27 protein-coding genes are annotated in these 26,855 nt (G+C 64.7%); 10 read left to right on the top strand and 17 right to left on the bottom strand.

What is annotated here, in order from left to right; genetic code table 11:
- The first annotated feature begins 28 nt into the window (after window positions 1–28).
- Window positions 29–667, top strand: coding sequence for a DUF4269 domain-containing protein (locus ACQY8M_RS07375; RefSeq protein ID WP_428670382.1), 639 nt, complete (start codon window positions 29–31; stop codon window positions 665–667).
- Here ACQY8M_RS07375 and ACQY8M_RS07370 read toward each other — a convergent pair.
- Complete coding sequence (locus ACQY8M_RS07370) at window positions 642–1,634, bottom strand: D-2-hydroxyacid dehydrogenase family protein (protein ID WP_428670380.1); 993 nt, start codon at window positions 1,632–1,634, stop codon at window positions 642–644. The genes ACQY8M_RS07375 and ACQY8M_RS07370 overlap by 26 nt on opposite strands.
- 53 nt (window positions 1,635–1,687) lie before the next feature.
- Here ACQY8M_RS07370 and ACQY8M_RS07365 point away from each other — a divergent pair, with 53 nt between their 5' ends.
- The 3 genes from ACQY8M_RS07365 (at window position 1,688) to ACQY8M_RS07355 (ending at window position 4,528) form a co-directional block, all read left to right on the top strand.
- Complete coding sequence (locus ACQY8M_RS07365; protein WP_428670378.1) at window positions 1,688–2,578, top strand: TauD/TfdA dioxygenase family protein; 891 nt, start codon at window positions 1,688–1,690, stop codon at window positions 2,576–2,578.
- 488 nt (window positions 2,579–3,066) lie between these two features.
- Window positions 3,067–3,228 (top strand): SEC-C metal-binding domain-containing protein, encoded by a 162-nt coding sequence (locus tag ACQY8M_RS07360; protein WP_428670376.1) that lies wholly within the window; start codon window positions 3,067–3,069, stop codon window positions 3,226–3,228.
- 52 nt (window positions 3,229–3,280) lie between these two features.
- Window positions 3,281–4,528, top strand: coding sequence for a DUF763 domain-containing protein (locus ACQY8M_RS07355; RefSeq protein ID WP_428670374.1), 1,248 nt, complete (start codon window positions 3,281–3,283; stop codon window positions 4,526–4,528).
- A gap of 75 nt (window positions 4,529–4,603) precedes the next feature.
- Here ACQY8M_RS07355 and ACQY8M_RS07350 read toward each other — a convergent pair whose 3' ends face one another.
- Together ACQY8M_RS07350 and ACQY8M_RS07345 are read right to left on the bottom strand one after the other, a co-directional pair.
- Window positions 4,604–5,653 carry a hypothetical protein gene (locus tag ACQY8M_RS07350; RefSeq protein ID WP_428670372.1) on the bottom strand — a complete coding sequence of 350 codons (1,050 nt, stop codon included), beginning with the start codon at window positions 5,651–5,653 and terminating at the stop codon, window positions 4,604–4,606.
- A gap of 106 nt (window positions 5,654–5,759) precedes the next feature.
- Window positions 5,760–6,392 (bottom strand): nitroreductase family protein, encoded by a 633-nt coding sequence (locus ACQY8M_RS07345; RefSeq protein ID WP_428670370.1) that lies wholly within the window; start codon window positions 6,390–6,392, stop codon window positions 5,760–5,762.
- Window positions 6,393–6,463: 71 nt separating this feature from the next.
- Here ACQY8M_RS07345 and hemP point away from each other — a divergent pair, with 71 nt between their 5' ends.
- On the top strand, window positions 6,464–6,640 hold the full coding sequence (gene hemP, locus ACQY8M_RS07340) for a hemin uptake protein HemP (RefSeq protein ID WP_428670368.1): 177 nt from the start codon (window positions 6,464–6,466) through the stop codon (window positions 6,638–6,640).
- A gap of 43 nt (window positions 6,641–6,683) precedes the next feature.
- Here hemP and ACQY8M_RS07335 read toward each other — a convergent pair whose 3' ends face one another.
- The 10 genes from ACQY8M_RS07335 to ACQY8M_RS07290 all read right to left on the bottom strand — a co-directional run bounded on the left by ACQY8M_RS07335 (window position 6,684) and on the right by ACQY8M_RS07290 (window position 16,653).
- Window positions 6,684–7,685: an isopenicillin N synthase family dioxygenase gene (locus ACQY8M_RS07335; protein WP_428670366.1), complete on the bottom strand. Its 1,002-nt coding sequence runs from the start codon at window positions 7,683–7,685 to the stop codon at window positions 6,684–6,686.
- Between the two features lie 34 nt (window positions 7,686–7,719).
- Window positions 7,720–8,802 (bottom strand): calcium:proton antiporter, encoded by a 1,083-nt coding sequence (locus tag ACQY8M_RS07330; protein ID WP_428670364.1) that lies wholly within the window; start codon window positions 8,800–8,802, stop codon window positions 7,720–7,722.
- Between the two features lie 241 nt (window positions 8,803–9,043).
- On the bottom strand, window positions 9,044–9,277 hold the full coding sequence (locus ACQY8M_RS07325) for a hypothetical protein (RefSeq protein WP_428670362.1): 234 nt from the start codon (window positions 9,275–9,277) through the stop codon (window positions 9,044–9,046).
- A 512-nt stretch (window positions 9,278–9,789) separates the two neighbouring features.
- Window positions 9,790–10,647, bottom strand: a complete 858-nt coding sequence (locus tag ACQY8M_RS07320) for an LLM class F420-dependent oxidoreductase (protein WP_428670360.1) — start codon at window positions 10,645–10,647, stop codon at window positions 9,790–9,792.
- A gap of 79 nt (window positions 10,648–10,726) precedes the next feature.
- Entirely contained in the window at window positions 10,727–11,149 is a 423-nt protein-coding gene (locus ACQY8M_RS07315) for a PaaI family thioesterase (RefSeq protein ID WP_428675330.1), read from the bottom strand.
- A gap of 276 nt (window positions 11,150–11,425) precedes the next feature.
- The gene (locus tag ACQY8M_RS07310) at window positions 11,426–11,860 is read right to left on the bottom strand and encodes a potassium channel family protein (protein WP_428670358.1); all 435 of its coding nucleotides are present in this window, start codon (window positions 11,858–11,860) and stop codon (window positions 11,426–11,428) included.
- A 34-nt stretch (window positions 11,861–11,894) separates the two neighbouring features.
- Window positions 11,895–12,947, bottom strand: coding sequence for a calcium/proton exchanger (cax, locus tag ACQY8M_RS07305; RefSeq protein ID WP_428670356.1), 1,053 nt, complete (start codon window positions 12,945–12,947; stop codon window positions 11,895–11,897).
- Complete coding sequence (locus ACQY8M_RS07300) at window positions 12,944–14,641, bottom strand: SulP family inorganic anion transporter (RefSeq protein WP_428675329.1); 1,698 nt, start codon at window positions 14,639–14,641, stop codon at window positions 12,944–12,946. Before ACQY8M_RS07300 ends, cax begins: the two co-directional genes overlap by 4 nt.
- 703 nt (window positions 14,642–15,344) lie before the next feature.
- Complete coding sequence (locus tag ACQY8M_RS07295) at window positions 15,345–16,097, bottom strand: Crp/Fnr family transcriptional regulator (RefSeq protein WP_428670354.1); 753 nt, start codon at window positions 16,095–16,097, stop codon at window positions 15,345–15,347.
- A gap of 4 nt (window positions 16,098–16,101) precedes the next feature.
- On the bottom strand, window positions 16,102–16,653 hold the full coding sequence (locus ACQY8M_RS07290; RefSeq protein WP_428670351.1) for a hypothetical protein: 552 nt from the start codon (window positions 16,651–16,653) through the stop codon (window positions 16,102–16,104).
- A gap of 220 nt (window positions 16,654–16,873) precedes the next feature.
- Here ACQY8M_RS07290 and ppk2 point away from each other — a divergent pair, with 220 nt between their 5' ends.
- From ppk2 to ACQY8M_RS07275, 3 genes are all read left to right on the top strand, one after another.
- Window positions 16,874–17,674, top strand: coding sequence for a polyphosphate kinase 2 (gene ppk2 / locus ACQY8M_RS07285; protein WP_428670349.1), 801 nt, complete (start codon window positions 16,874–16,876; stop codon window positions 17,672–17,674).
- A gap of 92 nt (window positions 17,675–17,766) precedes the next feature.
- Window positions 17,767–18,204 (top strand): hypothetical protein, encoded by a 438-nt coding sequence (locus tag ACQY8M_RS07280; protein ID WP_428670347.1) that lies wholly within the window; start codon window positions 17,767–17,769, stop codon window positions 18,202–18,204.
- Window positions 18,205–18,249: 45 nt separating this feature from the next.
- Entirely contained in the window at window positions 18,250–19,014 is a 765-nt protein-coding gene (locus tag ACQY8M_RS07275) for a Crp/Fnr family transcriptional regulator (protein WP_428670344.1), read from the top strand.
- Here ACQY8M_RS07275 and ACQY8M_RS07270 read toward each other — a convergent pair.
- Window positions 19,002–20,225, bottom strand: coding sequence for an acetate/propionate family kinase (locus tag ACQY8M_RS07270; protein WP_428670342.1), 1,224 nt, complete (start codon window positions 20,223–20,225; stop codon window positions 19,002–19,004). The two genes, ACQY8M_RS07275 and ACQY8M_RS07270, sit on opposite strands and share 13 nt — an antisense overlap.
- A gap of 7 nt (window positions 20,226–20,232) precedes the next feature.
- Window positions 20,233–21,195, bottom strand: a complete 963-nt coding sequence (locus ACQY8M_RS07265; protein ID WP_428675328.1) for a phosphate acetyltransferase — start codon at window positions 21,193–21,195, stop codon at window positions 20,233–20,235.
- A gap of 387 nt (window positions 21,196–21,582) precedes the next feature.
- On the opposite strand from ACQY8M_RS07265, the gene ACQY8M_RS07260 reads away from it, so the two are divergent.
- Window positions 21,583–22,920 (top strand): DUF3300 domain-containing protein, encoded by a 1,338-nt coding sequence (locus ACQY8M_RS07260; protein ID WP_428670340.1) that lies wholly within the window; start codon window positions 21,583–21,585, stop codon window positions 22,918–22,920.
- Window positions 22,917–23,831, top strand: a complete 915-nt coding sequence (locus ACQY8M_RS07255; protein ID WP_428670338.1) for a DUF2950 domain-containing protein — start codon at window positions 22,917–22,919, stop codon at window positions 23,829–23,831. Before ACQY8M_RS07260 ends, ACQY8M_RS07255 begins: the two co-directional genes overlap by 4 nt.
- Before the next feature lie 24 nt (window positions 23,832–23,855).
- On the opposite strand, the gene fabI is transcribed toward ACQY8M_RS07255, so the two are convergent.
- Together fabI and ACQY8M_RS07245 are read right to left on the bottom strand one after the other, a co-directional pair.
- Window positions 23,856–24,638, bottom strand: a complete 783-nt coding sequence (fabI, locus tag ACQY8M_RS07250) for an enoyl-ACP reductase FabI (RefSeq protein WP_428675327.1) — start codon at window positions 24,636–24,638, stop codon at window positions 23,856–23,858.
- On the bottom strand, window positions 24,638–26,800 hold the full coding sequence (locus ACQY8M_RS07245) for a DUF3141 domain-containing protein (protein ID WP_428670336.1): 2,163 nt from the start codon (window positions 26,798–26,800) through the stop codon (window positions 24,638–24,640). The genes fabI and ACQY8M_RS07245 overlap by 1 nt, the downstream gene beginning before the upstream one ends.
- Window positions 26,801–26,855: the final 55 nt, after the last annotated feature.

The following is a 26,855-nucleotide window of genomic DNA, read 5'->3' as shown; positions in this document are numbered from 1 at the left end:
CTCCTTGGGTTGGTGACGGTAAGCGATTTTGGCCGCAGAGCGCCAAAACGCCTTGCCGTCACCCCATCGACGTCCGAGGCGCAACAGAATCGACATCGCAAGAGCTGATGGCAACAGAATGCTGGACTACCGACAAGCGATCGACCGCCTGAGCGTCCTGGAAATCCTGCGGGACTGCGACCCTCATGTTGCAGGGACGCTGCCGCTCGGGATCGACGTCCCGGGCAGCGACATCGACATTCTGTGCCATGCTCCAGATGGCGGCGCCTTCGCCCAACTCGTCTGGTCGGCCTTCGGCGACCGCGACGAATTCTCGATCCGGCAATGGATCGGAGACGAGCGGCCGGTGATCGCTTCTTTCGAGGCTCACGGCTGGGTCTTCGAGCTCTTCGGACATCCCTTGCCGGTTCCCCTGCAGCGGGGATGGCGCCATTTCGAGGTCGAGCGCCGCCTGCTGGCCCTTGGCGAAGGGTCTTTCCGGCGCGCCGTCATGGAAAGACGGCGGCTGGGCGCCAGAACCGAGCCGGCCTTCGCCGGCGCGCTTCATTTGGAAGGCGATCCCTACGCCGCGCTGCTGGAGATCCAATCCTGCAACGACGGACAGCTCTGCCGATTGCTCGAAGAGAGCGGATTCGGCCCGCTCAGCGCTTCAACGCGTCCGGATTGAGGACGTTGATCGGCTTGCCGTCGAGCCAGGCCTCGATGTCCTCGATCGTGCCCTTGTAGAAATACCGGTAGCTCTCCTCGACCACGTAGCCCAGATGCGGAATCAGGGTGACGTTGTCGAGCTTGATGAGCGGATGGTCGGCCGGCAGCGGCTCCTTGTCGTACACGTCCAGCCCGGCATGCAGGATGGTGCGGTTCTTCAGCGCCGCGATCAGGGCGGCTTCGTCGACGATCGGACCGCGCGAGGTATTCACCAGGATCGCGGTCTTCTTCATCTTCGCGAGGTCTGCAGCGCCGATCAGGCCGCGCGTGCGGGCCGAGAGAGCGAGATGGATCGACACGAAGTCCGACGTCGCGAGCAATTCATCCTTGCTGACGTATTTGGCTCCGCCCGCCACCGCCTTCTCCGGGGTGAGGTTCTGGCTCCAGGCGACGACGTCCATGCCGAAGGCCTTGCCGTAGGCAGCCGCACGGCTGCCAAGCTTGCCGAGTCCGAGGATGCCGAGCCGCTTACCTTCTAGCACGACCATCTGCTCGATGCCGTCGTGCCACTTGCCGGCGCGCGCCAGCCGCTCGGCCTTGGCGAGATCGCGGGCGCACATCATCAGCAGCGCCCAGCCGAGCTCCGCCGTCGGCGCGTTCGAGCCGCCGCCGGGCGTGGTCGAGATCGGGATGCCGCGTTCCGTCGCCGCCTTGTCGTCGAGGCTCGCCGCTCGCGCGCCGGTCAGGACCATGAACTTGAGGTTCGGCAGCTTCTCGATGAGCTCGCGCGGGAAAGCGGTGCGCTCGCGCAGCAGGCCGAGCACCTCGAACGGCGCGAGCTTTTGTGCAGCATCATCGACCGAGGCGAACGGCTCGTGGAACACGGTGATCTCGATGCCGCGCTTCTTCAGCCGGTCCCAATCGGCCATGCGCATGGCTACCTTCTGATAATCGTCGAGCAGGGCGAGCTTGATCGTTTGCGGCATGGCGTTTCCTGGGAGAAAATGAGTTGGCGCTACTATAGCCGCAGGAGCCGGTTATGAGCATCACCGTTACGCCAACAACGCCGGAGTTCGTCGCCGAGATCTCCGGCATCGATCTCGCACGCCCCCTACCGCCCGCCGACCGCGACACCATCGAGAATGCGATCAACCGCTACGCGGTCGCCGTGTTTCGCGGGCAGAAGCTCAGCGACGCGCAGCAGATCGATTTCTCGGCCCAATTCGGCCCGATCCATTCCTCTGCCCAGCGCGCTCGGCACACCGGCATCAAGCATCGCCTGGACCGCACCGAGCTCGCCGACATCTCCAACCTCGACGGCGACGGCAAGGTGCTCGAAGTCAACGCCAAGCGCCGGCTCGACTGGCTGGCCAATCGCCTGTGGCACACCGACGCCTCGTTCCGCGCCGTTCCCGGCGCGCTGTCGCTGCTCTATGCCCATGTCATTCCGGATGAAGGCGGCGACACGGAGTTCGCCGACATGCGCGCCGCCTATGATGCGCTGCCCGAGGCGACTCAAAAGCAGCTCGATGGGCTGATCGCCATCCATTCGATCTGGCACTCGCGCGGCCAGCTCGACGTGAACCGGGACAAGTACACGGCCGAGGAGCAGGCATCTCTGCCGCCCGTGCCGCAGCGTTTGGTGCGGACGCATCCCGGCTCGCACCGCAAGTCGCTCTATCTCGCCGCGCATGCCTCGCACATCCAGGGCATGCCGGTTCCGGACGGGCGCCTGCTGCTGATGGACCTGATGGAGCACGCCACCAGGCCACCGTTCGTGCACGCTCACAAATGGCGCGAGGGCGACCTGGTTATCTGGGACAATCGCTGTACCATGCATCGCGCGCGGCCGTTCGACACGACGAAGGTGCGCGACCTGCGCCGCGTCACCACGCGCGACATAGCCTCGACACTGGAGCAAGCGGCATAGGTGTCTTGAATGTCGACTCCTCCTGACAAGCTTTCGCAGCTCCCCATCGAGCAGGTCGTCGTGCAGCTGGGCCTCTCCTGGCGCGTTCCTGTGGAAGCCGTCTCGACCTGCGTGGAACGCTACGTTATGCGGAAGCAGCACCCCTGCTGCGCTCCGCCATGATCCGGGCCGCGGACGGCAGGATGTCGGCGACAGCGAGAGTTCGCTGGGCGACACGCCGACCTTCGCCTTACCGGCCATCATCGCCGCCACTTTCGACGGTGATGCGGAGAGCTTGTTCGGGATCATCGAAGAGCCGGAGATCGAACAATCCATCCATGACGCCGTGCTGCGCGCGGCGTCCTTCCTGACCTGGAAGGGACGAATCGACAGGCAAAGGATGGTCCGATTTCTCGAGCACCTCGCGAGCGCCCGACGACGGCGCTCGCTTCGAGGAAGACTTTGGCGGCAACCTCGACGATGTCGTCCTGGCATTGCAGGAGTTGGATATGGGAGAAGAGGAAGACGAGTACATCGACCAGCTCGCCGCGACATTCTCTTGTCCCTACGCGAACGAACCGGCCACGAGTCCCTGGCGGAACATGGGACGCAACGACCCGTGTCCCTGCGGCAGCGGGAAGAAGGCGAAGCGCTGCTGCCTCGCCGCCTAAGCCGCCTCGCCTGCTGCTGGAAGCGGCCCGATGCCGAGCCTACATAAGGCGCATGGCAAAGCGATCCGGTAGTGCCGACCTCCCGCTGCATAACGGCCGCGTGCCGCTGTGGCTGGCATCGCGCATGGCGCGGCTCGGCACGGTGATCACCGAAGCCATCGTGCATCACTACGGCCGCGAGGAGTTCCTGCGCCGGCTCGCCCATCCCTACTGGTTCCAGTCGTTCGGCGCCGTGATGGGCATGGACTGGCATTCCTCCGGCATCACCACCGCCGTGATCGGCGCGCTGAAGCGTGGGCTCACGCCGCGAGCGAAGGAGCTTGGCCTGCATGTCTGCGGCGGCCGCGGCAGCCACTCTCGCCAGACGCCGCACGAGCTGGTCGCGATCGGTGAGCGCACCGGCTTCGACGGCGCGGCGCTGGCCAGGACGAGCCGGCTAGTCGCCAAGGTCGACAGCGCGGCAGTGCAGGACGGCTTCGACCTCTACCTGCACGGCTTCATCGTCACCGACGACAGTCAGTGGGTCGTGGTGCAGCAGGGCATGAACGGCACGAGCAAGCTCGCCCGCCGCTATCACTGGCTGTCGCACGATCTCAAGAGCTTCGTCGAGACGCCGCACAGCGCGATCGACGGCAAGAACCAGGGCGAGATCGTCAATCTCACCGACGTGCGCGCCAAGGCCTCGCGCGCCGGCCAACTCGAGCTGCTGCAGGAGTTCGGTCCCGACCGCATCGTGCAGGAGCTCTCCGCCCTCGAGGGCGCGCCGGCGCCGGTCGAGGCCGAACCGATGCTGCCGCACCTGATCATGCCGTCGCATCACGACGTGCGCCCCAAGGACGTGATGATGCGCCGCTTGCACGGTGCGCTCGCTGCCGCGGCCGATGCCGGCCCGACAGACTTCGCCGACTTGCTGCTGGTGCCGGGCGTCGGTGCGCGCACGGTGCATTCGCTGGCGCTGGTCGCCGAGGTCGTGCACGGCGCGCCGCACCGCTTCGCCGATCCGGCGCGCTTCTCGCTCGCACATGGCGGCAAGGACCGCCATCCCTACCCGGTGCCGCTCAAGGTGCTCGACGAGACGATCGGCGTGCTCAAGTCCGCCCTCGGCAGCGCCAGGCTCGGCAACGACGAGAAGCTCGACGCCATCCGCCGCCTCGACTACCAGGCGCGCCAGCTCGAGGTCCATGCGACCGGCCCGTCGTACGGCGCCTTCACGGCAGAGGAGCGACGGCGCTCCTTCGAGTACGGCGGACGCAGCGTCTTCGGCTGGGAGCCGCCACCGGCTGCTATCAAGTCGTCATGATCTTCCGGACCGCGAGCCTCTGGCTCGCCTCATGAGCATGAGCGAGCCGGAGGTTCGCGGTCCGGAAGACCAAGATCAGGCGGCCGCGGCCTTCTTGCGGTTGGCTTCGAGGCGCTTGTCGACCAGGGCGACGCCGGCGTCGATCACCGGGTGGCTCAGGCCCTTCTGCTTGGCGATAAGCTGGACCAGCTTGTCGGCGCGCTCGATGTTGGGCACACCGTTCTGCAGCGCGCGCGCCGCCGACGCCGGCCGCACCAAGCTCTGTGCCGCCGCTGCGTACTTCTCGAACGGCACCAGGTCGGCCGGGTTGGCGCCGAGCTTCACGCACAGGTCGAACACGAAGTTGTAGACCGAACGTGACGTCTCGATGTCGCTATGCACCGCCTCCTGCGCCGTGCGCATCCCGTCCGGGGTGACGCAACGGTAGTTGCCGGCGAGCAGCATCGCCCATTTAGCGAGCGGCACGAACAGCGAGTCGTAGGCGCGCAGCTTCACCGGCAGCTCGATCTTGCCCTCCGGCGTGTCGAACCGCACCGCGTCGATGTCCTTCTCGAGCTCGGCGAGCAGCGCGTTGGCCTTCTCGTCCTTGAAGCGGGCAACCTTGAAGTTGGTCGGCAAGGTGACCATCAGCACGTTGACCGGCTCGTCGGGCGGGCGGATCGCCTGCGGATCGGGGCTGCAGAGGGTCACCCGCTCGGGATCGAAACTGTCCCATACGCTGGCGTCGGTGTAGGCGGGCTTCAGCGTGTCGGCATCGAGGCCGGGCAGGCGCCGCATGTAGGCGAGCGGCGGCATGTTCATGATCGACATGCAGGGCACACGGGATTTCGCGACGGCGTCGAGCAGCTCGCGCACGCCCGGCGAGCGGTACTGCGGCTCCTGCATGGCCAGCCCGATCAGGTCATAGTCGGCGGGATTGGCGCTGGTCGTGCCGCCGGCCGTCACTTTTCCCGGCAGCTTGCGCGAATCGATCACGACAGGGTCCTTGCGGCCGCGAATCGGCATCCGAACGCGGAAGCCTTCGGCGTTGATCAGGTCGGCTTCGGCGGGCAGGCAGATCAGGTGCACCGAATGGCCGCCGAACAGGACTTTGGAGGCGAGCAGCGACCCGTAGGACGCACCCATGATCATGATCTTCAGCGCACTCTCCCTCGGAGGTCCATGATTTTGGGCAAATCATGGACCGGCGACGGCTGGCTCGCAACTCAGTAGGCGCGGAAGCAGTCCGTCGTCATGTCACGCGGCTCAAACCCTCCCATTCGACGACATGATCCGCCCGCGCGGGCCGCTCCCCGGCGGCCGTCGTTCGCGGCGTTCCGACGGCGAGGAAACCGACCAGCCGGCTCGGCGCTTCGAGGCCGAGGCTGGCGTTGATCTCGGGATCGTAGGCGTTGGCGCCTGTCACCCACATGCCGGCGTAACCGAGCAAATGGATCGCGTTCAGCATGTTCATCGCCGCAGCGCCCGCGGACAGGATCTGCTCGCCTTCGGGGATGACATGGTTGGCGCGAACCACGGCGCCAACGCCTATCAGCAAGGGCGTACGCAGCGGCCAGGCGCGATAGCGGTCGAGCAGCGCCTGCGGCGCTGCGGGATCGCGCCGGCGGGCCGCCGCGACGAGGCGGTCGGCGAAGGCCGCGCGCGCATCGCCCCGGATCAGGATGAAGCGCCAGGGCCGCAGCCGCCCATGATCGGGTGCCCGCAGGCCGAGATCGAGAATCAGCTCTAGATCGCGCCCGGTCGGGGCCGGCTCATCGAGGACATTGACCGAGCGACGGCCGAGCAGGAGATCGAGGACCTGGCGACGGTTTTCGACGTCGGTCGAGCCGCTCTCCGGGGTACGGTCGGCGATGGAGCTATCCATGGTCTCCTTTGGACTTGATTTTCCCCAGTATATGCAAATGATAGTCACTTGCAAATAGTCAAGGAGCCCGCATGACCAGCCAGATCGAGCCGGACGGCAAGCGCAAGTCGGAGGAACCGAGCCCGTCGGTTCTCATCGTCGACAGCAGCACCCTGCTGAAGGGACAACGCGAGTTGATCGTCCGCCACGCCGATTCGCGATATCGCCTGCGCCTCACCGCATCGAACAAGTTGATCATGACAAAGTGATCTGCTGGCAGTGCGGCTCTGGAGAGCCGCGGCCCCAGCGGAGTCAGCGTTCCGCGGCGAGGTCGCCCTGGCGCTGCTTGTTGATCTTCATCCAGACATGCTCGCCCGAGGTCGTCGTGCCGTAGCGCGGCGGCCGGGCGGCATCGGCGCAGGTCGGCAGGCACTGGACGACCGCGTCGTAGTTGGGCTGGTGAAAGAAGGTCATCGAGATCCGCCGCGCCGCCTCCCCTGCCGCGCGCGACGGATTCACGACGCGGTGCAGGGTCGAGACCCAGCGGTCGTTGGTCCATTCGGCCATCAGATCGCCGAGATTGACGACGAAGGCGTCGGGCATGTGCGGTACGTCGAGCCAGCTGCCGTCCTTGGTGAGAACCTGAAGGCCGCCCTCGGCGCCGTCGGGTTTCACGATGGTCAGGCTGCCGTAGTCGGTATGCGCGCCGGCGCGCAGCTGCCCGGGCCGCGGCGCCTCGTGCTGCGGAGGGTAATGGAGCACGCTGAAGTTGGTGATGTGGCGGTCGATCTTGTCGTCGAAATAGTGCTCGTCCATGCCGAGCCCCATCGCGAAGATCCGCATCAGGGTCGTGGCCAATCCTTCCATATGCCGGTAGTAGGCACTCCAGGTTGCCTGGAACTCCGGCAGCCCCTCGGGCCAGATGTTGGGCGCGAAGAAATTGGCCGGCGTCGCGGCGCGATGATAGGCATCGTCGGGCGCATCGACCGGACCGATCGAGAAAGACTCCTTGAGATCGGGCGGCGTCTCCTCGCCGAGGCTGTAGGCCAGCGCCTCGTTGCCGAAGGCGATGAAGCCGCGGTAGCGGTCGGGCGGCATGCGGTAGCGCAGTTTCTCCTCGAGCGGGCGCTCGAAGAAGGAGGTCGACACCCGGCGCATGTCGTCGACCAGCGAGGATGGGATGCCATGCCCCGAAACGAGCAGAAAGCCCATATCCGCGCAGGCGTCGTCGACGGTCCTCGCGACTGCCCGCCGGTCGGCGTCGCCGCCGTGCAGGAAGGGCGAGATGTCGATCAGGGGAATGGCGCTGGTCATGCCGTGTCCGAGGCAAACCCGATGCCAGTTGCCTCTATGGCACGATTGCGAGGAACAGGAAGGCGGCGAACATCACCAGATGGACGATGCCCTGCAGCACCGTGGTCCGGCCGGTGCCCAGCGTCACGACACCGAGGAACAAGGTGAGCGCGAGCAGGAGCTGTTCCTTGCCGCCGAGGCCGAGCTCCAGCCGCTGACCGAGGACGATCGCCACCACGGCTACCGCCGGGATCGTGAGACCGATGCTCGCCAAGGCCGACCCGAGCGCCAGGTTCAGGCTGGTCTGCAGCTGGTTGGCGCGGGCCGCCTTCACCGCCGCCATTCCCTCTGGCAGGAGCACGAGGGCGGCGATCACGATGCCTACCACGGCCTTGGGAGCATTGAGCCAGGCCACGCCCGCTTCGAGCGCCGGCGTCAGCGTCTTGGCCAGACCGACCACGGCGACGAGGGAAACGACCAGCAGCCCCAGGCTGACCAGGGCTCGGCGGTTGGAAGGCGGCGGCGCGTGCTCTTCCGTCGAACCGACGTCGATCGGCAGGAAATAGTCGCGATGGCGCACGGTCTGCACGAAGACGAAGGAGCCGTAGAGCACCAGCGAAGCGGCGCCGGCGAAGACCAGCTGTGATGTCGAGAATACCGGTCCGGGCTCCGTAGTGGTGACGTTTGGCACGACCAGCGAGAGCACGGTGAGCGCGCCGAGCACTGCGAGAGCCGCACTCGCCCCCGCGAGCTGGAATCCCTGCTCGCGGTGGTGCGCGCCCCCCACCAGCAGGCACAGCCCGACGATGCCGTTGCAGACGATCATGACAGCGGCGAATACCGTGTCGCGGGCCAGCCCCGACTTGTCGAGCGAGGTCCCGACCATCATCGAAACGATCAGCGCCACTTCGATGATCGTGACGGCCACGGCGAGAATCAGGGTCCCGAACGGCTCGCCGACGCGATGGGCGACGACCTCCGCGTGATAGACCGCAGCGAACACCGCGGCGATCAGCAGGAAGCCGGCCGCCGCGGCGATCGGATCCGTCGGCCCCAGCACCACCGCCAATACCAGCACGGCCCATGCCAGCAACGGCCATGTCCAGCTCCACCATGGGGAGTGTTCGTTCTTTGCCATGTCCCGTTTATATTGTGATTCGCCGTCGATAGGAGTCGGTTGGAGCAGTAACGGCAAAGGAAATGGGCGCGGATCGTCGGACGGGCGGGCTGGCAGCGCATGAGTAACGCCGAGAACGGCGCCGACCCTGCACCTGCCTATGACGTACGGTTGGGCTGGACCTCGCCGCCGAATTGCACGTCGGCCGGTGCTGCGCGCCGAGAGGCTCGTCCTGGAAAGGAGGCCGTCGGCTAGCGCGCCATCACGCGTCCGACGCCTTGGCGAGTTGGGATCCGTGAAGCGACCGGCGCAGCAGCGCCCAAAGGCTGCCGCCCGTCGCCATGCCCAGGAGGTAGACCAAGGCGACCAGCAACGCCAACGGCGCGCGGGCACTGAAGCCCAGGAACGACATCGTGACGACCGAGAAATTCTGCACGACGAAGACGACAACGGCGATGGCGAAAACGACGACAATGGAAAGGTGTATCCAGCGCATGTGAGGACTCCTGCGTTGGCTGCCGAAATCTCGTGTCTGTATCATATGTTCACCCCTCCATCCTAAGACCCGGCGCGCATGAGGCCCTGAGCGCGGCGTCCCTCGATTGTGCCGCCCGTCCCAAACCCGGACGCAGAAGTTGGGGCATCGGGAACATTCAGGGGACACCACGCCGATGCGAGACGAACAGCGATCGGCTAAAATACATGCTCGACAATTCGCTTCGCCGACGCATCCGGTTTCAGCCGCGCGTTTCGCAGGGAGTTCGGGATCAACCTCAAGGAGGTGCGTGCCACGGCTCTATGCAGATGGCTGCTGCCACCGCCGCCGCTTCCCTGCGACGACGCCTATCACTTTCGCGACTGCCTCCGCTCCTTCTGACGCGAGGGCGGCCGACCAGTTGTCTTGATATGGACAGCCCGTATGTGATCGTTGGGTGAAATCCTTCCCTGCGCTCGGGATGACGAGGAACGTCCTGTTGATCCGAGGCAGAGCTTCGTTGGAATCCGCCGCTAACCCGCCGCCACGTCCTTGAAGCGCTGCAGGGTCTCGATCTGATCGTCGAGCTTGGACATCCGGTACATCGGATAGAGCATCACCATCTGGGCGCCGAACCGCTTCCAGCCCTGCACGGCCTTCGCCCAGAGCGATTCGTCCGGCGTGTCCATCCGCAGCCATCCCTCGAGCCCGAACGTCGCGGGATCGCGTCCGAACCCCTTCAGATGCTCGCGCAGCAGGGCGAGCTTCGCCTCGCCCGCCGCATCGGGCGCCAGGATCGGCATCCAGCCGTCGCCGATTCGCGCGGCGCGCTTGATGACCGCCTCCGAAGAACCGCCGAACCAGATGGGGATAGGACGTTGCACCGGCGCGGGCAGGATGTTCACGTCGACCATCTTGTGGAACTTGCCCTCGAAGGTGACGAAGTCCTCGGTCCACAGGCGGCGCATCACCTCGATCTGCTCGGACTGACGCGCGCCTCGTGTCTTCCACTCGGTCCCGAGCGCCTCGTACTCGACATGGTTCCAGCCGACGCCGACGCCGAGACGCAACCGTCCGCCGCTCAGGACGTCGACCTGGGCGGCCTGCTTGGCGACCAGGCCGGTCTGGCGCTGCGGCAGGATCAGCACGCCGCTGCACAGCTTGATGGTTTTGGTGACGGCGGCGATGAAGGCCATCGTCGTGAAGGTCTCGTGGAACGGATCGTGCTCGCTGTAGGTCGGCTTCCAGTCGCCGCGCGGTGCGGCGCCAAAAACGTGGTCGGCAACCTCGATGCAGTGATAGCCGAGCCCCTCGGCAGCCTGCGCCCAGTCGCGGATTTTCGCCGGATCGGTGCCGATGTCGCGCGTGGGGAAGAGGGCATTGAGCAACATCGGAGACTCCTGCGGCGGAATGGCTGTTGCGGCCATTGTTTCGTTGAAAGGCGCCGCAGGCAAACCCGTCCGCGCGCGATCAGCCGTCGAAGATGAGGCAGGTCGTCGTGCCGTGAACGAGCAGCCGGCCCTTGCTGTCGGTAACCCGTCCTTCGGCCGTGCCAACCCGGCGGCCGCAATTGAGCACCGTGCCCTCGGCCTTGATCAGGCCGGTCTCCGGCGTGATCGCCCGCACGAACGAGATCTTGATCTCGAGCGTCGTCGAGCCGACGCCCTTGCCCAAGGTCGACTGGATCGCAAGCCCCATGCAGCTGTCGAGCAGCGTCGCGGCGAGGCCACCATGCACGGTGCCGGACGGGTTGAGGTGACCGTCGTTCGGCGCAGCCGTGATCACGACCCGCCCGCTCTCGGCCTCGACGACGTCGTAGCCCAGGGTCCTGGCGATCGTGTTGAGCGGCAGCGTCCCGCTTGCCAGGCCCCGGACGAATTCCAGGCCGGTCATCTCCTTGCGCGCATCGGCGCAGACGGTTCCGTAGGTCTTGGCATGGCTTGGCACGGCATCCTCCTCAGCTGGTCGAGGATGAACCGATGCCCTGTCCGATCGCCAGTGGCTCGCGGCTTTCGGACCTGATCGACGGTCCGCAGTCAGATGACCCTATGCGAACCTGTGGCACGAATAGCGGCGGCGCACGTCGCTGAAGTCGTCCTTTCCGGTGCCCAGGACCTGGCTCGAACCGGCGCCGCTTGCAAGCAGACGGCCGCGCAGGGCCGGGGCGACTCACAGAGGTCGCATATCCTGGTCCAGCCTGATCAATGCTCGTCGCAGTACCTCGAAAATGACGGCCGTCGACCAGCCGAAGAGCAGCACGCCGTTCATGGCCGTGATGGGGCCGAGAAGACGCCACCGCTCGACAGGGATCATGTCTCCGTAACCCAGTGTCGTGTAGTTCACGAATGCGAAGTACAGGATATCGGATTTTTCCGGAGCTGCGCCGGTCAGCGCGTATGTGAGCGTCCAGATCGCCACCTCTCCAACATGCGCCATCATGAGCAGGCAGACGACCGGGGACATGAGACCGGCAAGATGCCAGCTCGAGGCGCGCATGCCGGCCCCGCGGGCTCGCGCAGTCCGGATCAACGAAACCATGATCAGGGAATGGATTACGATATTCACGAAGCTCGCGAACAAACCTACAGCCAGCTGGACAAGCATGTTCCGGCTCCCCTGATGTTGCAGCCACCTTCCATCAGACGGCCAGGAAGAACACCGTGAGGCCGAGAACGATATAAACGGCTAGGAGCTGCAGGCCCTTCAGCCAGTCCGAGCGTCCATCCGCAGCCACCTGACCGGTGATCAAGACCGACAGGAGGACGATCAGCACGAGGCCGCCGGGAAACGCCAGATCCATGGCCGCAGGCCCGATAACCAGGCTGAGCAGCACGAGAACGGGCGCCACGAAGAGCGCGACCTGAACGCTCGATCCAATCGCGATGGAAAGGGCGAGATCCATGCGATTCTTCATCGCCGCCGTTATGGCGGTGGAGTGCTCGGCCGCATTGCCGAGGATGGCGACGACGAAGATCGCGACGAACGCATTTCCCAGCCCGAGCGCCTTGGCGGCAGGCTGTATCGAACCGACCAGGATCTCGCTGACCCAGGCGATCGCGACGGTGCTCGCGGCCAGCACGAGCGCCGATCGACGGGTGCTCCAGGACTTTTCGTGCCCCTCGTCGACCAGCTCTGCGCCCTTGAACAGATCGGAATGCGTTTTCAGGCTGAAGACGAGGAACAGGACGTAGACCAGCAACAGCACGATCGAGATTGCAATGCTGAGCGGGACGAGGCCCACCGCCGCGCGCTCTCCGGCCGCAATCTTGTACGCCGCGGGCAGTATCAACGCGATGATCGCGAGCGTGAGCATGGTCGACTGAGCACGGGCGCCCTGCGCATTGTAGGTCTGGCCGCGATGGACAGCACCGCCGGCCACCATCGCCGCTCCCAGCACCAACAGGATATTTCCGATGATCGATCCTGCAATCGATGCCTTGACGACGTCGTAGAGACCGCTCCTCAGGGCTGCTATGGCGATGATGAGCTCCGCAGCATTGCCGAAGGTGGCGTTGAGCAGGCCTCCGACGCCTTCACCCATCCGCGCCGCCAGATGTTCGGTCGCCCGGCCCATCCAGGCGGCCAGGGGCAGGATCCCGAGGCCCGAAGCGACGAAAATCGCGAGCTGTTGCTGAGGCGCCCAATGCTCCAGTACCACTGCGATCGGGACAAAGACGAGAAGCCAGTTCATGGCAGCGGCTCGATGGCGTGCGCGCTGCAGTAGGCAGCCACTGCCGCCTCGATCGTAGGATGGAAGCCGTCGTCCCCGAAGCGTTCATACAATTCGAAGCGCTTGAACTTGTCCTTCACGGGGTCCTTCAATTCGGCAAGCCTCAGCTCGATATTCCGGGCCTCGAGCTTGTCGAGAAGCTCCATGAGAGTATCCGCCGCGGTAACGTCGATGCTGGTCACCGGCTCGGCTGCCACAATGACTTGCCGAACGGGGCTCGGCGAGCTCTCGACGGCAAGCAGAACGCGCTCTTCGAACAATTCGGCATTGGCGAAGAACAGCGGCGCATCCCAACGGAAGAGCACAAGTCCGGGAATCTTCCGAGCGTCCGGATAGCGAGCCGTGTCATGCCATCCGCTGACCCCTTGCGGCCGACCGAGAATGGCCGAGTGCGGACGCCACCCGTCCCAGAGGAACTCGATGATCGCTACCCCGACGGCAAGCCCGATGCCCGGGACGGCCCCGAGAGCGGCGACGCCGACGAGGCACAGGATAGACAGCCAGAATTCCCAGCGCTGGATACGCCAGATGCGGCGCAGGTCCGAAATCTCGAGGAGCCCGATGGCCGAAGCAATGACGACCGCGGCCAAGGCAGGCGTCGGCAGATGCTCGAGGAGATCGGGCGCCGCGACCAGGAGAATCGCAACTCCCAAGGCCCCCACGACACCGCTGAGCTGCGTCTTCGCGCCAGCCGCTTCCGCCACCGGAGTTCGGGAGGAACTGCTGCTGATCGGGAACCCCTGGAAGAATCCCGCAGCAAAATTTGCCGCCCCCAACCCCACCATCTCCTGGTTGGGATTGACGGGATGGCCAAGGCGCGCCGCGTAGGCGCGGGAAAGCACACTGGTATCGGCGAAGGAAACGAGCGCCACCGCGACGCCTCCGATGATGACGGGGCCGAGATCATCCATGGTGATCCAGGGCACTCGGAAGGCAGGGAGCCCTCCCGGCACGGAGCCCAGGACAGCGACACCCTCCTTCGATAAATCGAAGATCCCCACTATCGCTGTGGCCCCGACGACCGCGATCAACACGCCGGGCAACAGCTTGCTTCCCTTCAATCCCAGGATCACGGCGAGCACGCCCGCACCGACCGCAAGCGACGGCCCGTTTATCTTGCCTGCGAAGATCGCGCTTCCTATTTCCCAGATGTCGCGCAGCGGGCCACCGGCCTCGATGGAGAAACCGAATAGCTTCGGAAGCTGGCTGATCAGAACCGTAAGCGCGATTCCATTCATGTAGCCGTATCGAATGGGCTTGGACAAAAGCTCGGTGACGAAGCCCAGTCTCAGCACGCCGGCCAGAATGCAGACCAATCCGGAGACCAGCGCCATTGCACCCGCAATCGCCACGGCTCTTGCAGGATCGGAGGCGCCGTGCGCGACGACCACCGCAAGAATGATGGGAGCCAGTGACGAGTCCGGCCCGAGGACCAGGATGCGGCTTGGCCCGAAGATCGCGTAAACCAGTAGTGGAACGATGGTAGCGTACAGACCGTAAACCCCGGGCAGACCGGAGGCGACCGCGTAGGCAATTCCCACCGGCGCGAGCATGGTCGTGAGGACCACGCCAGCCATGGCGTCCCGATGCAGCCAGGCGATGCGATACTCGCTCAGTGTTGCAAGGCCCGGCAGCCAGGCGACCAGACGCTGCATAGCGCCTGGCTGGGTTACCGGTGAAGTGGGAACAGGAGAGGCCATCGATAAGGGCTGGTTGCTGATGAAGACGACGAGCATCGCGAGGGGCGGCAGAAAGAAGGTGCAGGCCGTTGCCGCCGACCGGTCTGCAAGCGCGCTTAGCATCTCCTATATCGGCCCGTACGCTCTACCAGATTGACCAAAGTCAATGCTGCACGGGCGAAAGTCGCAAATCTTTCGCCATCAGGGAGAAGACACAAGTGAAAATGGAATGGGGCGCATTTTGCGACACCCACTACCGACCGAATCTAGTCGTGATGCTCCTTCCCGTCGAACTCGACCCTACCGACGGCCTGGCTGCGTGCCAACAGATTATCCGGTCACTCAAGCCAGCAGGGGACTACTCCCTGAAGCCTGAAGGACGAAGCGTTCTCGTAGCATTCGAGACTTTACAAGATGCGAGACGGTTCGGAAGAGCTGCGAAGGCAAGACAGACCAAGCCGGAACCGGAATGGGCAAATACAATGGTCGGACGAATGGTACACAGGAGCAAAGCACGGGACGCGGCCGTCCCGGCGAGGCGGCAACACCTCTCGGCAGCAGATCGGCCCCGGAAAGCCTGACGGCATGGCCAGGAAGAGCGGTGGTGTGGCGAACCTGTCATCCTTGGCGGAGATGATCTCACGGACTGCGCTCGAGCAGACAAAGATAATTGCCGGCGTCACACCTTGCCGATTTTGCGCAGCATGGCGCGGTCGACAATGATCACTTCATCGTTTCCGACGAGCTCGATGATGGCCCATTTCTTGAGCTTATGGAAAGCGCGGCTGACGGTTTCCACCGTCAGACCGAGATAGTCGGCGATCTGGTTGCGAGTCATCAGAAGCGACAGCGATGTCTGAACTACGTGCCGCTCCCGGTAGAGCCCATCAATCTCCACCAGAAAGTGCGCAACACGCTCAATCGAGCTGAGCTGCCCGAGCACTACCATGGCCTGGCCGGACTGCTTCAAGGCCGCTGACAGTGCTTCTGCGGTTGCCGCCGCGAGGTCTGGATTCCCGGCAGCGAAGGCATCGAACTGGCGGCGGTCGAATGCGCATGCCTCGAGCCTGGTCAATGCCACCCCCTCGAAAGAATACCTCCCATTCTCCTCCAGGTAACCGAGGCAGTCTCCGGGTGCGCGCAAGGCCACGACCTGGCGTCGACCGTCGTCCAGAACACGGAAGACCGCGGCGACTCCACTTCTTATCTTGAAGAAGGAGCCCATCGGGTCGCCGGCACGAAATAATGTCGCCCCCTTCGCCCAGATGCGCGGTCCACCGAGCGCGAGAAGCCGGACAAGGCGTTCGTCGTCGAGTGGCTTGCACAAGTTCAAATCGCGACCCACGCATCGCGCACAAGGCAAGGCCTCGCCGAACGTCAGCCCGCAAACACCGCCGCCACGCTTGAAAGGTGCGACAGGAGACAATTTCATTTCGTCAGAATATCACTTTGGCATTCTTTAGCATACAGTGCGTCTGCAACAATAATTGGCGGGCAATTGCTCCCCGCAATTCGTGCCGGTTATTGCATCGCGAAGATGCCGTGACGTCAGAAGCAGGTGAAAGCAACCGGCGCATTGGGGGTCGCGCGTATAGGTTCCTTTCTGGGAGTGTCCCTGCTGCACGAGATTGTACGCACCTCCAAGCGACGGATTCGATCGTCAGCGACTGGCCTGAAGCGATTTCCAGGTTCGTCGGGATGGGAGCCGAATCGGCCTTGTCTGCGAATGTCGAGACGTACGACTGCAACTCGAATTCCATGCGCGCCTCGACCTGCCCGCTCGGCTTGATGCCCGTGATGATGATTCGGGCCGCGCCGATGCCGGCCACTTCGCCTACCCACTCGCCGATCAAACCGGCAGACGCGGTGCGCGCCAGCACGTCGATCAGACAGATCGACTCGCGCAGCTGCCTGGCGACCACCTCGTTACTGAGAGCATCTTTCAGCGCCTGGTTGCTGAAGCCGACGACCAATGAAGCAAAGCGCATTCTGAGCTTGGAACCCGATGGCTATTTTAGATTGCGGACTACGACCAGCCGTGCGGCGCCGGCGTTGACTTAAGTCACGCCACGTTGGGCGATGGAAGCCGCAACGCGATTAATTCGCACTTCCGACCGCGTAACTCCCATGCTTGCAGGTTGCGAATATTGATATTTATCATGGACTCTGGTGGCATTCCGAAGTCCCATGGTTGCAGGAGATGCCGCCATGAGCGCTAAAGCTAGGAGCGAAAAGCTCGACCGCAAGACTTATGAAGCGGAGCTTCGCAATCTCCAGACGGAGCTCTGCTACCTCCAGTCATGGGTGAAATCCCACGGCGAGCGGGTGATCATCGTCCTGGAAGGGCGGGACGCTGCCGGCAAGGGCGGTGTCATCAAGGCAATCGCGGCGCGGGTAAGCCCTCGAGTATTTCGCGTCGTCGCGCTCCCCGCGCCAACGGAGCGCGATCGGTCGCAAATATACATGCAGCGCTACATGGAGCAGTTCCCGGCCGGCGGCGAGATCGTGATCTTCGACCGTAGCTGGTACAACCGCGCTGGTGTCGAGCATGTCATGGGATTCTGCACGCCCGAGCAGCACCAGAGGTTCCTGGCGCTGTGCCCGATGGTCGAGAAGTTCGTCGTCGATAACGGCATACGCCTTCTGAAGATCTGGCTCGAAGTCGGGCAGGAAGAGCAGGACAAGCGTTTCAAGGCACGCATCGAGGACCCGATGCGGCAGTGGAAGCTCAGCCCGATGGATCTGGAATCCTATGGGCGCTGGTACGACTACTCAAAGGCGCGCGACATCATGCTGGAATACACGGATACCGAGCACGCGCCGTGGTATCTGGTCGACGCCAACGACAAGCGCAGAGCGCGCCTGAACTGCATCTCGCATATCCTGTCCCGAATCCCCTACGAGCGCATCGAGGGAAAAAAGGTCAAGCTGCCGCCACGATCCGACAAAAAGCAGTACGACGACAAGGCATCGCTCGAAGGGCGGAAATTCGTCGATGCCCGGTACTGAGACGGCGGAAGTCGTGCCGAGCATTTGCCTGGCCCGGTGCCGGACCCGGTCGCCGGCCAACAAACAAAGACAAGAGAGACAGGGAGGCTAGCATGTCCACATTGCCAACCGCGAAGGAGCTTCAGGCCCAGATCGCCCAGGCCGAAGGCGCGAAGGCATCTGCCGCCCTGAAAGCTCAGGCCGCCGCCGAGGCGGAACACCAGGCTTTCCTCGACCGCATCAGCAAGCCGTCCGGGTTGACCGACGATCAGGTGCTGGAGAAGGCATCGCACATCATCGCCCGCGCGGCCAGCAATGGGCTGACTTCAGTCCAGGTATTCCGCTTTCCCAACCACCTGTGCGCCGACAACGGCCGAATGATCGATCAGGCGGAAGAAGGCTGGGAGAAGACGCTTACCGGCATTCCCCGGGAACTTTATGACTTCTGGGGGCGCCAGTTGAAACCCCGCGGCTACCACATCAAGTACGAAGTCATCGACCGTCCCAACGGCATCCGCGGGGACATAGGGGTGTTCCTGTCCTGGAGCTGACGTACCGGTTCTGCGGTTTGGCGTCGAGGCTAGGCGGGATACCCAATGACCAGCCCGAAAACCATGCGATTTCGTACCGGCCGGACCGTCGAAGGCAGCTGGCGTGACGTTGCGACCTTGCCTTGTGTGGGATGTCCGGCCAAGTCGTTCAACGTCTGCGGCCCGCTCGACTACGAGCGGCAGAAGGAGCTCTTCGAGATTGGAAAAGCCCAGACTTGGGCCCGGCGACAGCAACTTTTCCGGTCTGGCGACCCGATCGGCTCCATTTTCAAGATCACGTCGGGAATTGTCGCGGTGTCGAAGATTCTACCCGACGGCCGGCGGCAGATTCTGGACTTCTTCCTGCCGGGCGATCTCTGCGGCTTTCTCGAGACGGACAGGGACTACGAATTCGACGGCGAGGCAATCACCGACGCAACGACCTGCTCGTTCGACCGGGAGCGCTTCATGAGCTTCGCCAACCGGCATCCGGACGTGGCCGAGGCCCTGCACGTTGCCGTCGCCGATCGCCTCAAGCGTGCTGTGCTTCATATGGCCGTCCTCGGGCAGCTGACATCCACCGAGCGTGTTGCAACTTTCCTGTGCTCTCTGACCGTAGCTTGCGGTCCCCGCGATATTGCGACCAACCCCCTCGTTCTCCCAATGAACCGGACCGATATCGCAGACTATCTGGGCCTGCGGCTGGAGACGGTCAGCCGTGCCTTTTCGCGCCTCCGGCAACGCCGGTTCATCGAGATCGACAACGATGAATTCGTGGTGATCAATCGGGCGGCACTGGTCGAGATGTCGAACTCGCCCTACGTCAATTGAGACGAAGGAGCGCCTGTGTCGCTCAGCAGATCCATGGTGTGACGCGCGATCATACGCTCTTCATCGGTTGCGATCACGAGGACTGTGCCGGCGGACTGCGCGGTGCTGATGAGCTGCTGACCCGTCTCGTTACGCTTCGCGTCGAGTTCGAACCCGAGCCAGCGGCACTGTGCGACGACTTCTGCGCGGGTCTGCACGTCGTTTTCGCCGATGCCGCCCGTGAAAACCAGGCCGTCCAAGCCGCCAAGGCTGGCGGCCAGCGAGCCGATCTCCCGCACGATGCGATAGACGAAAAGGTCGATCGCCTCGCGCGCCTCCTGCCTGTCCGATGCCCGCAATGTGCGCATGTCGGAGGAGATGCCGGATACCCCGAGAAGTCCCGACTGAGTGTACAGCAGCGCTTCGACGTCTCGCGTCGACAGGCCCTTCTGGTCCATCAGGTAAAGGATCACGCCGGGATCGATGGCGCCGCTGCGCGTGCCCATCATCAGTCCGTCGACGGCAGTGAAGCCCATGGTGCTGGCGACACTGCGGCCATCGAGCGCCGCGCACAGGCTGGCCCCGTTGCCGAGATGGGCGATGATCAACCGCCGCCGGGCCAGCTCAGGCGCAAGCTCGCGCAGCCGCGAGGCGATGAATTCGTACGACAGGCCGTGAAATCCATAGCGCCTGACGCCGCCCTCCGTGAGCGCGCGCGGGAGGGCGAAGGATTGCGCGAGGACGGGCTGGCTTCGGTGGAACGCCGTGTCGAAGCATGCGATTTGCGGCAGAGTGGGAAGCGCTTCGGCGATGACCCGGATCGGCCGAAGGTTATGCGGCTGATGCAATGGCGCCAACGGAACGAACTGCTCGAGCTCGTCGAGGATCGCGGCGTCGACGAAGGTCGGCGCAGAAAACCGCATGCCGCCATGCACCACGCGATGCCCGACCGCGCGAACCGGCATGTCGCCGAGGAGCCGGCGCCCGGTCGCCAGCACTTCGCGTGTCGCGCCGTCGTGGTCGAGCTCACCCTGTCGCCACTCGCGCTCGTCGACAGTCGTGCCGTTGGCATCGACGACCTTGAGGCGCGGGCTCGAGCTGATGCGCTCGATCTGCCCCCGGAACATCAGGTCCTGGCGTTCATTCGCACCATACAGCGCGAACTTCAGGCTGGAAGAGCCCGCATTGAGAACGGCAATGGAGGCCGGCTCCCGCGCAAGATCGTCCGTCATTGCGGCGTCAGACGGTGATGGGAGTGCTGGCCCGCCGTGCCGCGGCAACCAACACGGCAACTGCGCAGGAGGCAAGCCGCGTCAGCTCGGAGTCCGCACGGCTGGTCAGGATGATCGGCACGCGTGCACCGACCACGATGCCGGCGGCGTCCGCGCCAGCAAGGAAGGACAGGCTTTTGGCCAGCATGTTCCCGGCTTCCAGGTCGGGCACGATGAGCACGTTTGCCCGACCCGCGACCGGCGAAACGATATGCTTGATGGCCGCGGCGTCAAGGCTGATCGCATTGTCCAGCGCCAGCGGCCCGTCGAGCAGGGCGCCGGTGATTTGCCCACGATCGGCCATCTTGCACAGAGCTGCGGCCTCGACCGTCGACGGAACCTTGGGATTGACCGTCTCCATGGCGCTGAGGATCGCGACCCGCACCTCGCCGGATCCGAGGGCATGGGCAAGGTCGATGGCATTCTGGACGATGTCGACCTTCTCCTCGAGCGTCGGCGCGATGTTGATCGCGGCGTCGCTGATGATCAGCGCGTCGGGGTGCCCGGGCACATCCATCACGAAGCAGTGGCTGACCCGGCGGGCGGTGCGGATGCCGGCGTCGCGCCTCACGGCAGCGGCCATCAGCTCGTCGGTATGCAGGCTGCCCTTCATCAGCGCTTCGGCACGGCCGATCCTCACCAGTTCCACGGCCTTTGCGGCGGCGTCGTGGCTGTGTGCCGCGTCGATGCACTCGTAGGGGGTGATATCGAGCTTGGCCCTGGCGGCCGCGCTACGGACCTTGGCGAGCGGGCCGACGAAAATCGGAATGATTATGCCCAGACGCGCCGCCTCGATCGCGCTCTGGAGCGAGACCTCGTCGCAAGGGTGGGCGACGGCGGTGACGATGGCCGGCAATCTGCGCGCCGCTACGATCAGACGCTCGTACTTCTCGTGCCCGGTCCCTCCGGATTGAACCGCATCCGCAGGCATGCTTCCTCCCCCGACGATCCGATCATTTTGGTTCGCCGTTTCAGAGTCCGCATTGACCTTGATCAATGCGCTGTCGTCCCGTCCACGAAGAAGTTAAGCAATAAAGGCAGGGAGGGAAAATGGGGATTTGGCCGGTCGTCCTGTCCATCGAGACCGGGCGCGACCATGGTGGTCCTTCAATCCGGGCCGCTGGGAGAACGCGACCGATATGCGCGACTTCATCGTTCACGGGCATTCCCGTCGGGTGGCACTGATGAACATGGACTGACTTGGTGCGTCTGGTCTTGTAACCACAGCTTTCCGCGCGGCTGCCGGTTGAGAAATGTCAAAGCGCCATCGAGCCTTGGCATGAAACAGTCGCCTCGTTGATATCCAGGAAGGAGCGTCATGAAGCGTCGTGCGTTTCTGGCGCTCGCAGCTGCACTCGGTGCAAGCCTGCGTGCGGGCGAATCGCTGGCTCAGGCCACTGACACGAAGTTCAAGCCGGAGGAGCTTGAGCAGATGCTGGCGCCGATCGCCTTGTACCCCGATGCCTTGCTGTCCCAGATCATGATGGCGGCGAGCTATCCCCTGGAAGTGGTCGAGGCGGCGCGCTGGTCGAAGGCCAACCCGGCGCTCAAGGGCGATGCGGCTGTCAACGCGGTCAAGGACAAGGAGTGGGACGCGAGCGTGAAGTCGCTGGTCGCGTTTCCCGACGTGCTCGCGCAGATGAACGATCATCTCGATTGGACCCGCAAGCTCGGCGACGCGATGATCGCCCAGGAGGGCGATGTCGCCGACGCCATCCAACGCCTGCGTCGCCGGGCCGCCGGCGCCGGAAACCTGACGAGCACACCACAGCAGACTGTGACCACCGAAGGGTCGGGCGAGTCCGTTCAATATGCCATCGCCCCGGCAAATCCGGAGGTCGTCTACGTCCCCTCGTACAATCCGAACTCGGCGTACGGAACCTGGCCTTACTCATCCTATCCCCCGACCTATTGGCCGACCGGGGGCGCCCTCATGTCGGGCATCCTCTGGGGCGTCGGGATTGCGGCGGCTGGCGCGATGTTCGGTGGCTGGGCGTGGCGCGGCTACGGCAGTTCCTATGCAAACGTGAACGTGAACAAAGCGGTCAACATCGACCGCAATTTCAATCGCAACCAGATCGGCGGTGACGGCCGGTGGCAGCATCGCGTCGACCATCGCAAGGGCGTGGCCTATCGTGACAATGCGACCCGCCAGCGCTTCAACCAGCAGAGGCCCGGTGCCGAGCAGCGCCAGGAATTCCGCGGCCGGCTGGAGAGCGGCCCGCAGCCTCGTCCCGGCGGCGGACCAGGTGCCGCCCAGCGTCCGGCCTTGGGAGCCGACCGACCCGGCGCCGCGCAACGCCCTGCCGGGGGGGCCGACCGACCGGGCAACAGGGCCCAGCAGTTGCCTGCGCAAAATCGTCAGAATCGGACGAACCAGCGGCCTGGCGCCTTGAATGGAGCCAACCGCGGCCAGCAGATCAACCGCGAAGGAGCCCGTGGCCACCAGCAGATCAACAGGTCGGGCGGTGGAGGGCGGCCAGCGGGAGGCGGAGGCCGTCCGGGTGGCGGCGGCGGTGGTCGTCCGGGTGGTGGTGGCGGCGGAGGCCGGGGTGGCGGCGGCGGAGGCGGCGGCGGTGGTGGTGGTCGTCCGGGTGGCGGCGGCGGCGGAGGCCGGGGCGGCGGAGGCGGAGGCGGAGGCGGAGGACGCAGATGAAAAATCGGCTTCTACAGTACCTGCTCGCGCTCGTCTGCGCGGCCGGCGTGGCGATGGGCGCGGCGGCGCAAGCGCCTGCTCTGCAAGCCTTTCCAACGCCGGACAAAGCCGCCGAGACCCTGACGGAGGCGTTGCGCAAGGACGACGACAAGACGATCTCTGCGATTCTGGGAGCGGGCTGGCGCGACTTCGTGCCCGGCACGCGCCAGGACGAGGATGAGGTCCGGGCGCGTTATCTCGCCGCCTGGGACGAAGGCCACAAGATCGTTTTGTCCGGCGACGCCAAGGCGCAGATCGAGGTCGGCAAGACCGGCTTCCTCATGGCAATCCCGCTGGTCAAGGACGCCGCCGGCTGGCGCTTCGATATCGACGAGGGCCAGAAGGAGATCGACGCGCGCTTCATCGGCCGTAACGAGCTGCGGGTCGTGCAGAGCCTGCTGGCCCTGGTCGACGCCCAACAGGACTATGCGGCGATGGATCCGATGAAGCTCGGCGTGCCGACTTACGCCCGCCGCCTGCTCAGCACGCCGGGCAGGAAGGACGGCCTGTACTGGGAGAGCAAGCCCGGCGAGCCCGAGAGCCCCCTTGGGCCGCTGATCGCCAAGGCGCAGCGGGAGAACGGCCCGGACGATGGATACTACGGCTACAATTACCGGCTGCTTTATGGCCAGGGGCCGGACGCACCGGGAGGTGCCTACAGCTACCTCGTCAACGGCCGGATGATCGGTGGCTTTGCCGCGATCGCCTGGCCGGTACGCTACGGTGACACCGGCGTGATGACCTTCATCGTCAGCCATTCGGGCGATGTCTACGAGAAGGATCTCGGACCCGATACCGTCACGCGCGCCGCCGGGATCACCCTGTTCGATCCCGACAAGAGCTGGGAGAAGGCGGACATGACGCCGCCCTAGACGCGGTCGATCGATGGGGCGCGCTCAGTCGACGATGTGGTAGCCCCCGTCGACATAGATCGTATCGCCGGTGATCAGCCGCGCCGCGTCGTGCGCCAGGAACGCCGTCGCCGCGCCGACGTCGTCGATGCTGACCAGGCTGCGCGCCGGTGCGCGAATGCGCGCCTTGGCGAGCAGGGTGTCGAACTCGGGAATTCCCGACGCGGCGCGGGTCGCAAGAGGGCCCGGGGAAATCGCGTGCACGCGAATTCCCTTGGGGCCGAGCTCTGCCGCGAGATAGCGCACGGCGCTCTCGAGCGCGGCCTTGGCAATCCCCATTATGTTGTAGTTCTTCACCACCCTCTGGCTGCCGTAATAGGTCATGGTGAAGAGGCTGCCGCCGTTGGGCATCAATGGTTCGGCGAGATGCGCCATGCGGATGAAGGTCCAGCAGGAGACGTCCATCGTGGAGAGGAAGCCCTCGCGCTCGACGTCGATCACCCGCCCCTGCAAGGCCTCCTTGGGAGAGAACGCGATCGAATGAACCACGAAGTCGAGCTGTCCCCATTCCTTGGCGATGCGCTCGAATACCTGCTCCATCTGTCCGGGCGTCCGCACGTCGAGCGGCATCACGATCGGCGCTTCGACAATCCGTGCCAACGGCTCGACGTGCTTGCGCGCCTTCTCGTTGAGATAGGTGACCGCAAGTTCGGCGCCGAAGGCGCGAAAGGCCTTGGCGCAACCCCACGCAATCGATTGATCGTTGGCGATGCCGACGATCAGGCCGCGCTTGCCCTCGAGCAGCTTTGCTTTGACGGGAGGAAGCATCACGCCACCGCTTCGGCGAGCGGGGCCGCGCCCAGGAATAGCGTTTGGACCCGATGCAGCCTTCCGGCCTCGACTTCGCCCAAAGCGCCCCTCGCGGCGGCGATGCGGCGCACGATGTCGAACGCCGCCCGTCGCTCTTCGTCGGTCGCCTGGAGCAGAGCGGGCAGAGCACGGACTGCCCTCTCCTCGTCGAGGCGAACCAGGAGATATTGCTCGCGGATCACCTTCTTGAGGTCCGGCATATGCAGGCGCTCCGTCGGCGGACGCATCGCACGGATGGCCTGCAGCGCGCCGAAGCCACGTTCGTCGATACTGCCGGTCGCCACGCGGATGTAGACGAGGGCGCGCACGACGGCCTCTATCAAGCCGCCCTTCTCGAACAGCGTCTCGAGCTCTGCGCGGCTGTGGGCCGTGGCCGCTTCGCGCGCGAGGTCACGCTCGATATTGGGATGCGGGTCCGAAGCGCCTGCACCAAGCCCAACGGCAGCCTGCAGCAAGGGCGAGCCGTAGACTGTCACGAATGCGGCTTCCGTCATCGAATCGCGCGCGAGCCGAAAGCTGTCCAGCCAAGCCGAGATCCAGTGGGAGGTGACCGATTCCAGGGCCAGCAACGGATTGTTCGGAGAAACCGGCGCGCGGTCCTTGCGGACGTCTTCCGCCATCTTCTTGATCGGCTCCATCAACGGATTGCGATCCGAGAACATCGCGAACCGCAGCCGGTTCGGATGAAGCTCGCGCGCGGCGCTGGCCGCTTCGTCGCCGACCATCGTGCGCACGGCCGGTTGGGCGACCGCACGATAGAGCCCGAGATTGATTTCGGAAACCCGGGCCGCCGTCTCGAAGCGGCGCTCATCCGCCGCATCGTTTCTTCCCAAGGCGCGGATGGCATCGAGCGTGCGAGGCTCCAGCCGGAAAAGATACCGGCCGTCGATCAAGGCCGCGTTCTCCGTATCCTCGGTGACTTCCGTGATGACCGCCTCGTAAAGACCGGGCGGCATGAGGTCGATCATGTCCATGCAGCCCGCGAACTCCGCGTGCTCCCGAACGGCGACCTTGCCTGAAACGAAGATGCCCAGGTGGCCGATCGTTTGGTGGGTCGTATACACGATGGTCTGGCCGGTCTCGACGATCTCGTTCTCGTGACCGTAGAGGTCCAGGATCCAGCCGAGCGCCTGCTGCGGCGGCGTGATGTTGTCGCCCCAGGAGGAGAACACGATGATCGGCGACTTGATGTTGCGCAGGTCGACGCGGGTGCCGTCAGCGGTGTGCAGGTGTCCGGTGGCGAGCTTGTTGCCCACGAACAGGTTGTCGGCGATCCACTGCATCTCCTCGGCATTCAGGAGAACGGGGCTGCCCCACCAGGTCTCGAAATCGAGAAAGCGGCTCGCCTCCGTGTCCACCTTCGAGTAGACGCCGTAGGGCTTCTCCCAGAGCGTGTTCGCGGGGTTCATCGATTCGAAGTTCGCGACGAGGTTGGCACCGTCGAACTTGCCCTTGCCAATGTCGCCCGACAGTGCGGTGAGCCAGGTGCCGCCCAGGACACCTCCGAGATAGCGCATCGGATTCTTGCCTCGGACGCCCACCCAGTAGGAGAGTGGCGAACCGGCCAGGACGATCGGCCCACAGAGCTCGGGATGAAGCGCCGCCGTGATCATCATTTGCCAACCAGCCTGGCAATTGCCGATGATTGCGGGCTTGCCCTCGGCTTCGGGATGGCGCCGGGCGACCTCCTCGAGGAACCGGGCCTCGGCACAGCAGACATCTTCGATGGTCTGTCCGGGCATCGGCTCCGGCAGGAAGCCCACGAAGTAGCAGGGGTGGCCCGCTGCCCGGGCAACGCCGATCTCGCTGTCCTGCTTCATGCCGCCAATTCCGGGGCCGTGTCCGGCGCGAGGGTCGACGATGACGAAGGGCCGCTTGGTCGGATCGAGGGTGACACCATCCGCCGGCGGGATATGGGCCAGGACGTAGTTGACCGGCCGCTCGAACTTCCGGCCGTCGAGCACGAGCTTTGCGTCGAAAGCGAGCACATGGGGCGCGATCTCGCCCCGGCGCTCGAAATAGGTGTTGCCGCGCTGTCGAAGCACGTCGAGGGTCAGGACCCAGCGCTGAAAGGCGTCGGTCCAATACTCGGTGACGAAGTTGGTGGACGTCGCAGGCATATGGTCCTCTGTGCAAGAGTGCATCTGCGAACAGGGACCATATCGGTCCAGACGG

It is taken from the genome of Reyranella sp., from assembly GCF_965279465.1.
In the GTDB taxonomy this organism is placed as follows: Bacteria; Pseudomonadota; Alphaproteobacteria; order Reyranellales; family Reyranellaceae; genus Reyranella.
The sequence above is the reverse complement of the archived record's forward strand: the minus strand, read 5'-3'. Positions and strand labels throughout refer to the sequence as shown.

Excerpts from the sequence above, each read along its gene's own strand:
- ACQY8M_RS07370 (WP_428670380.1), bottom strand. The coding sequence starts at position 1,634 with ATGCCGCAAACGATCAAGCTCGCCCTGCTCGACGATTATCAGAAGGTA.
- ACQY8M_RS07365 (WP_428670378.1), top strand. The coding sequence starts at position 1,688 with ATGAGCATCACCGTTACGCCAACAACGCCGGAGTTCGTCGCCGAGATC.
- ACQY8M_RS07360 (WP_428670376.1), top strand. The coding sequence starts at position 3,067 with ATGGGAGAAGAGGAAGACGAGTACATCGACCAGCTCGCCGCGACATTC.
- ACQY8M_RS07355 (WP_428670374.1), top strand. The coding sequence starts at position 3,281 with ATGGCAAAGCGATCCGGTAGTGCCGACCTCCCGCTGCATAACGGCCGC.
- ACQY8M_RS07350 (WP_428670372.1), bottom strand. The coding sequence starts at position 5,653 with ATGGGTGCGTCCTACGGGTCGCTGCTCGCCTCCAAAGTCCTGTTCGGC.
- ACQY8M_RS07345 (WP_428670370.1), bottom strand. The coding sequence starts at position 6,392 with ATGGATAGCTCCATCGCCGACCGTACCCCGGAGAGCGGCTCGACCGAC.
- hemP (WP_428670368.1), top strand. The coding sequence starts at position 6,464 with ATGACCAGCCAGATCGAGCCGGACGGCAAGCGCAAGTCGGAGGAACCG.
- ACQY8M_RS07335 (WP_428670366.1), bottom strand. The coding sequence starts at position 7,685 with ATGACCAGCGCCATTCCCCTGATCGACATCTCGCCCTTCCTGCACGGC.
- ACQY8M_RS07330 (WP_428670364.1), bottom strand. The coding sequence starts at position 8,802 with ATGGCAAAGAACGAACACTCCCCATGGTGGAGCTGGACATGGCCGTTG.
- ACQY8M_RS07325 (WP_428670362.1), bottom strand. The coding sequence starts at position 9,277 with ATGCGCTGGATACACCTTTCCATTGTCGTCGTTTTCGCCATCGCCGTT.
- ACQY8M_RS07320 (WP_428670360.1), bottom strand. The coding sequence starts at position 10,647 with ATGTTGCTCAATGCCCTCTTCCCCACGCGCGACATCGGCACCGATCCG.
- ACQY8M_RS07315 (WP_428675330.1), bottom strand. The coding sequence starts at position 11,149 with ATGACCGGCCTGGAATTCGTCCGGGGCCTGGCAAGCGGGACGCTGCCG.
- ACQY8M_RS07310 (WP_428670358.1), bottom strand. The coding sequence starts at position 11,860 with ATGCTTGTCCAGCTGGCTGTAGGTTTGTTCGCGAGCTTCGTGAATATC.
- cax (WP_428670356.1), bottom strand. The coding sequence starts at position 12,947 with ATGAACTGGCTTCTCGTCTTTGTCCCGATCGCAGTGGTACTGGAGCAT.
- ACQY8M_RS07300 (WP_428675329.1), bottom strand. The coding sequence starts at position 14,641 with ATGCAGCGTCTGGTCGCCTGGCTGCCGGGCCTTGCAACACTGAGCGAG.
- ACQY8M_RS07295 (WP_428670354.1), bottom strand. The coding sequence starts at position 16,097 with ATGAAATTGTCTCCTGTCGCACCTTTCAAGCGTGGCGGCGGTGTTTGC.
- ACQY8M_RS07290 (WP_428670351.1), bottom strand. The coding sequence starts at position 16,653 with ATGCGCTTTGCTTCATTGGTCGTCGGCTTCAGCAACCAGGCGCTGAAA.
- ppk2 (WP_428670349.1), top strand. The coding sequence starts at position 16,874 with ATGAGCGCTAAAGCTAGGAGCGAAAAGCTCGACCGCAAGACTTATGAA.
- ACQY8M_RS07280 (WP_428670347.1), top strand. The coding sequence starts at position 17,767 with ATGTCCACATTGCCAACCGCGAAGGAGCTTCAGGCCCAGATCGCCCAG.
- ACQY8M_RS07275 (WP_428670344.1), top strand. The coding sequence starts at position 18,250 with ATGACCAGCCCGAAAACCATGCGATTTCGTACCGGCCGGACCGTCGAA.
- ACQY8M_RS07270 (WP_428670342.1), bottom strand. The coding sequence starts at position 20,225 with ATGACGGACGATCTTGCGCGGGAGCCGGCCTCCATTGCCGTTCTCAAT.
- ACQY8M_RS07265 (WP_428675328.1), bottom strand. The coding sequence starts at position 21,195 with ATGCCTGCGGATGCGGTTCAATCCGGAGGGACCGGGCACGAGAAGTAC.
- ACQY8M_RS07260 (WP_428670340.1), top strand. The coding sequence starts at position 21,583 with ATGAAGCGTCGTGCGTTTCTGGCGCTCGCAGCTGCACTCGGTGCAAGC.
- ACQY8M_RS07255 (WP_428670338.1), top strand. The coding sequence starts at position 22,917 with ATGAAAAATCGGCTTCTACAGTACCTGCTCGCGCTCGTCTGCGCGGCC.
- fabI (WP_428675327.1), bottom strand. The coding sequence starts at position 24,638 with ATGCTTCCTCCCGTCAAAGCAAAGCTGCTCGAGGGCAAGCGCGGCCTG.
- ACQY8M_RS07245 (WP_428670336.1), bottom strand. The coding sequence starts at position 26,800 with ATGCCTGCGACGTCCACCAACTTCGTCACCGAGTATTGGACCGACGCC.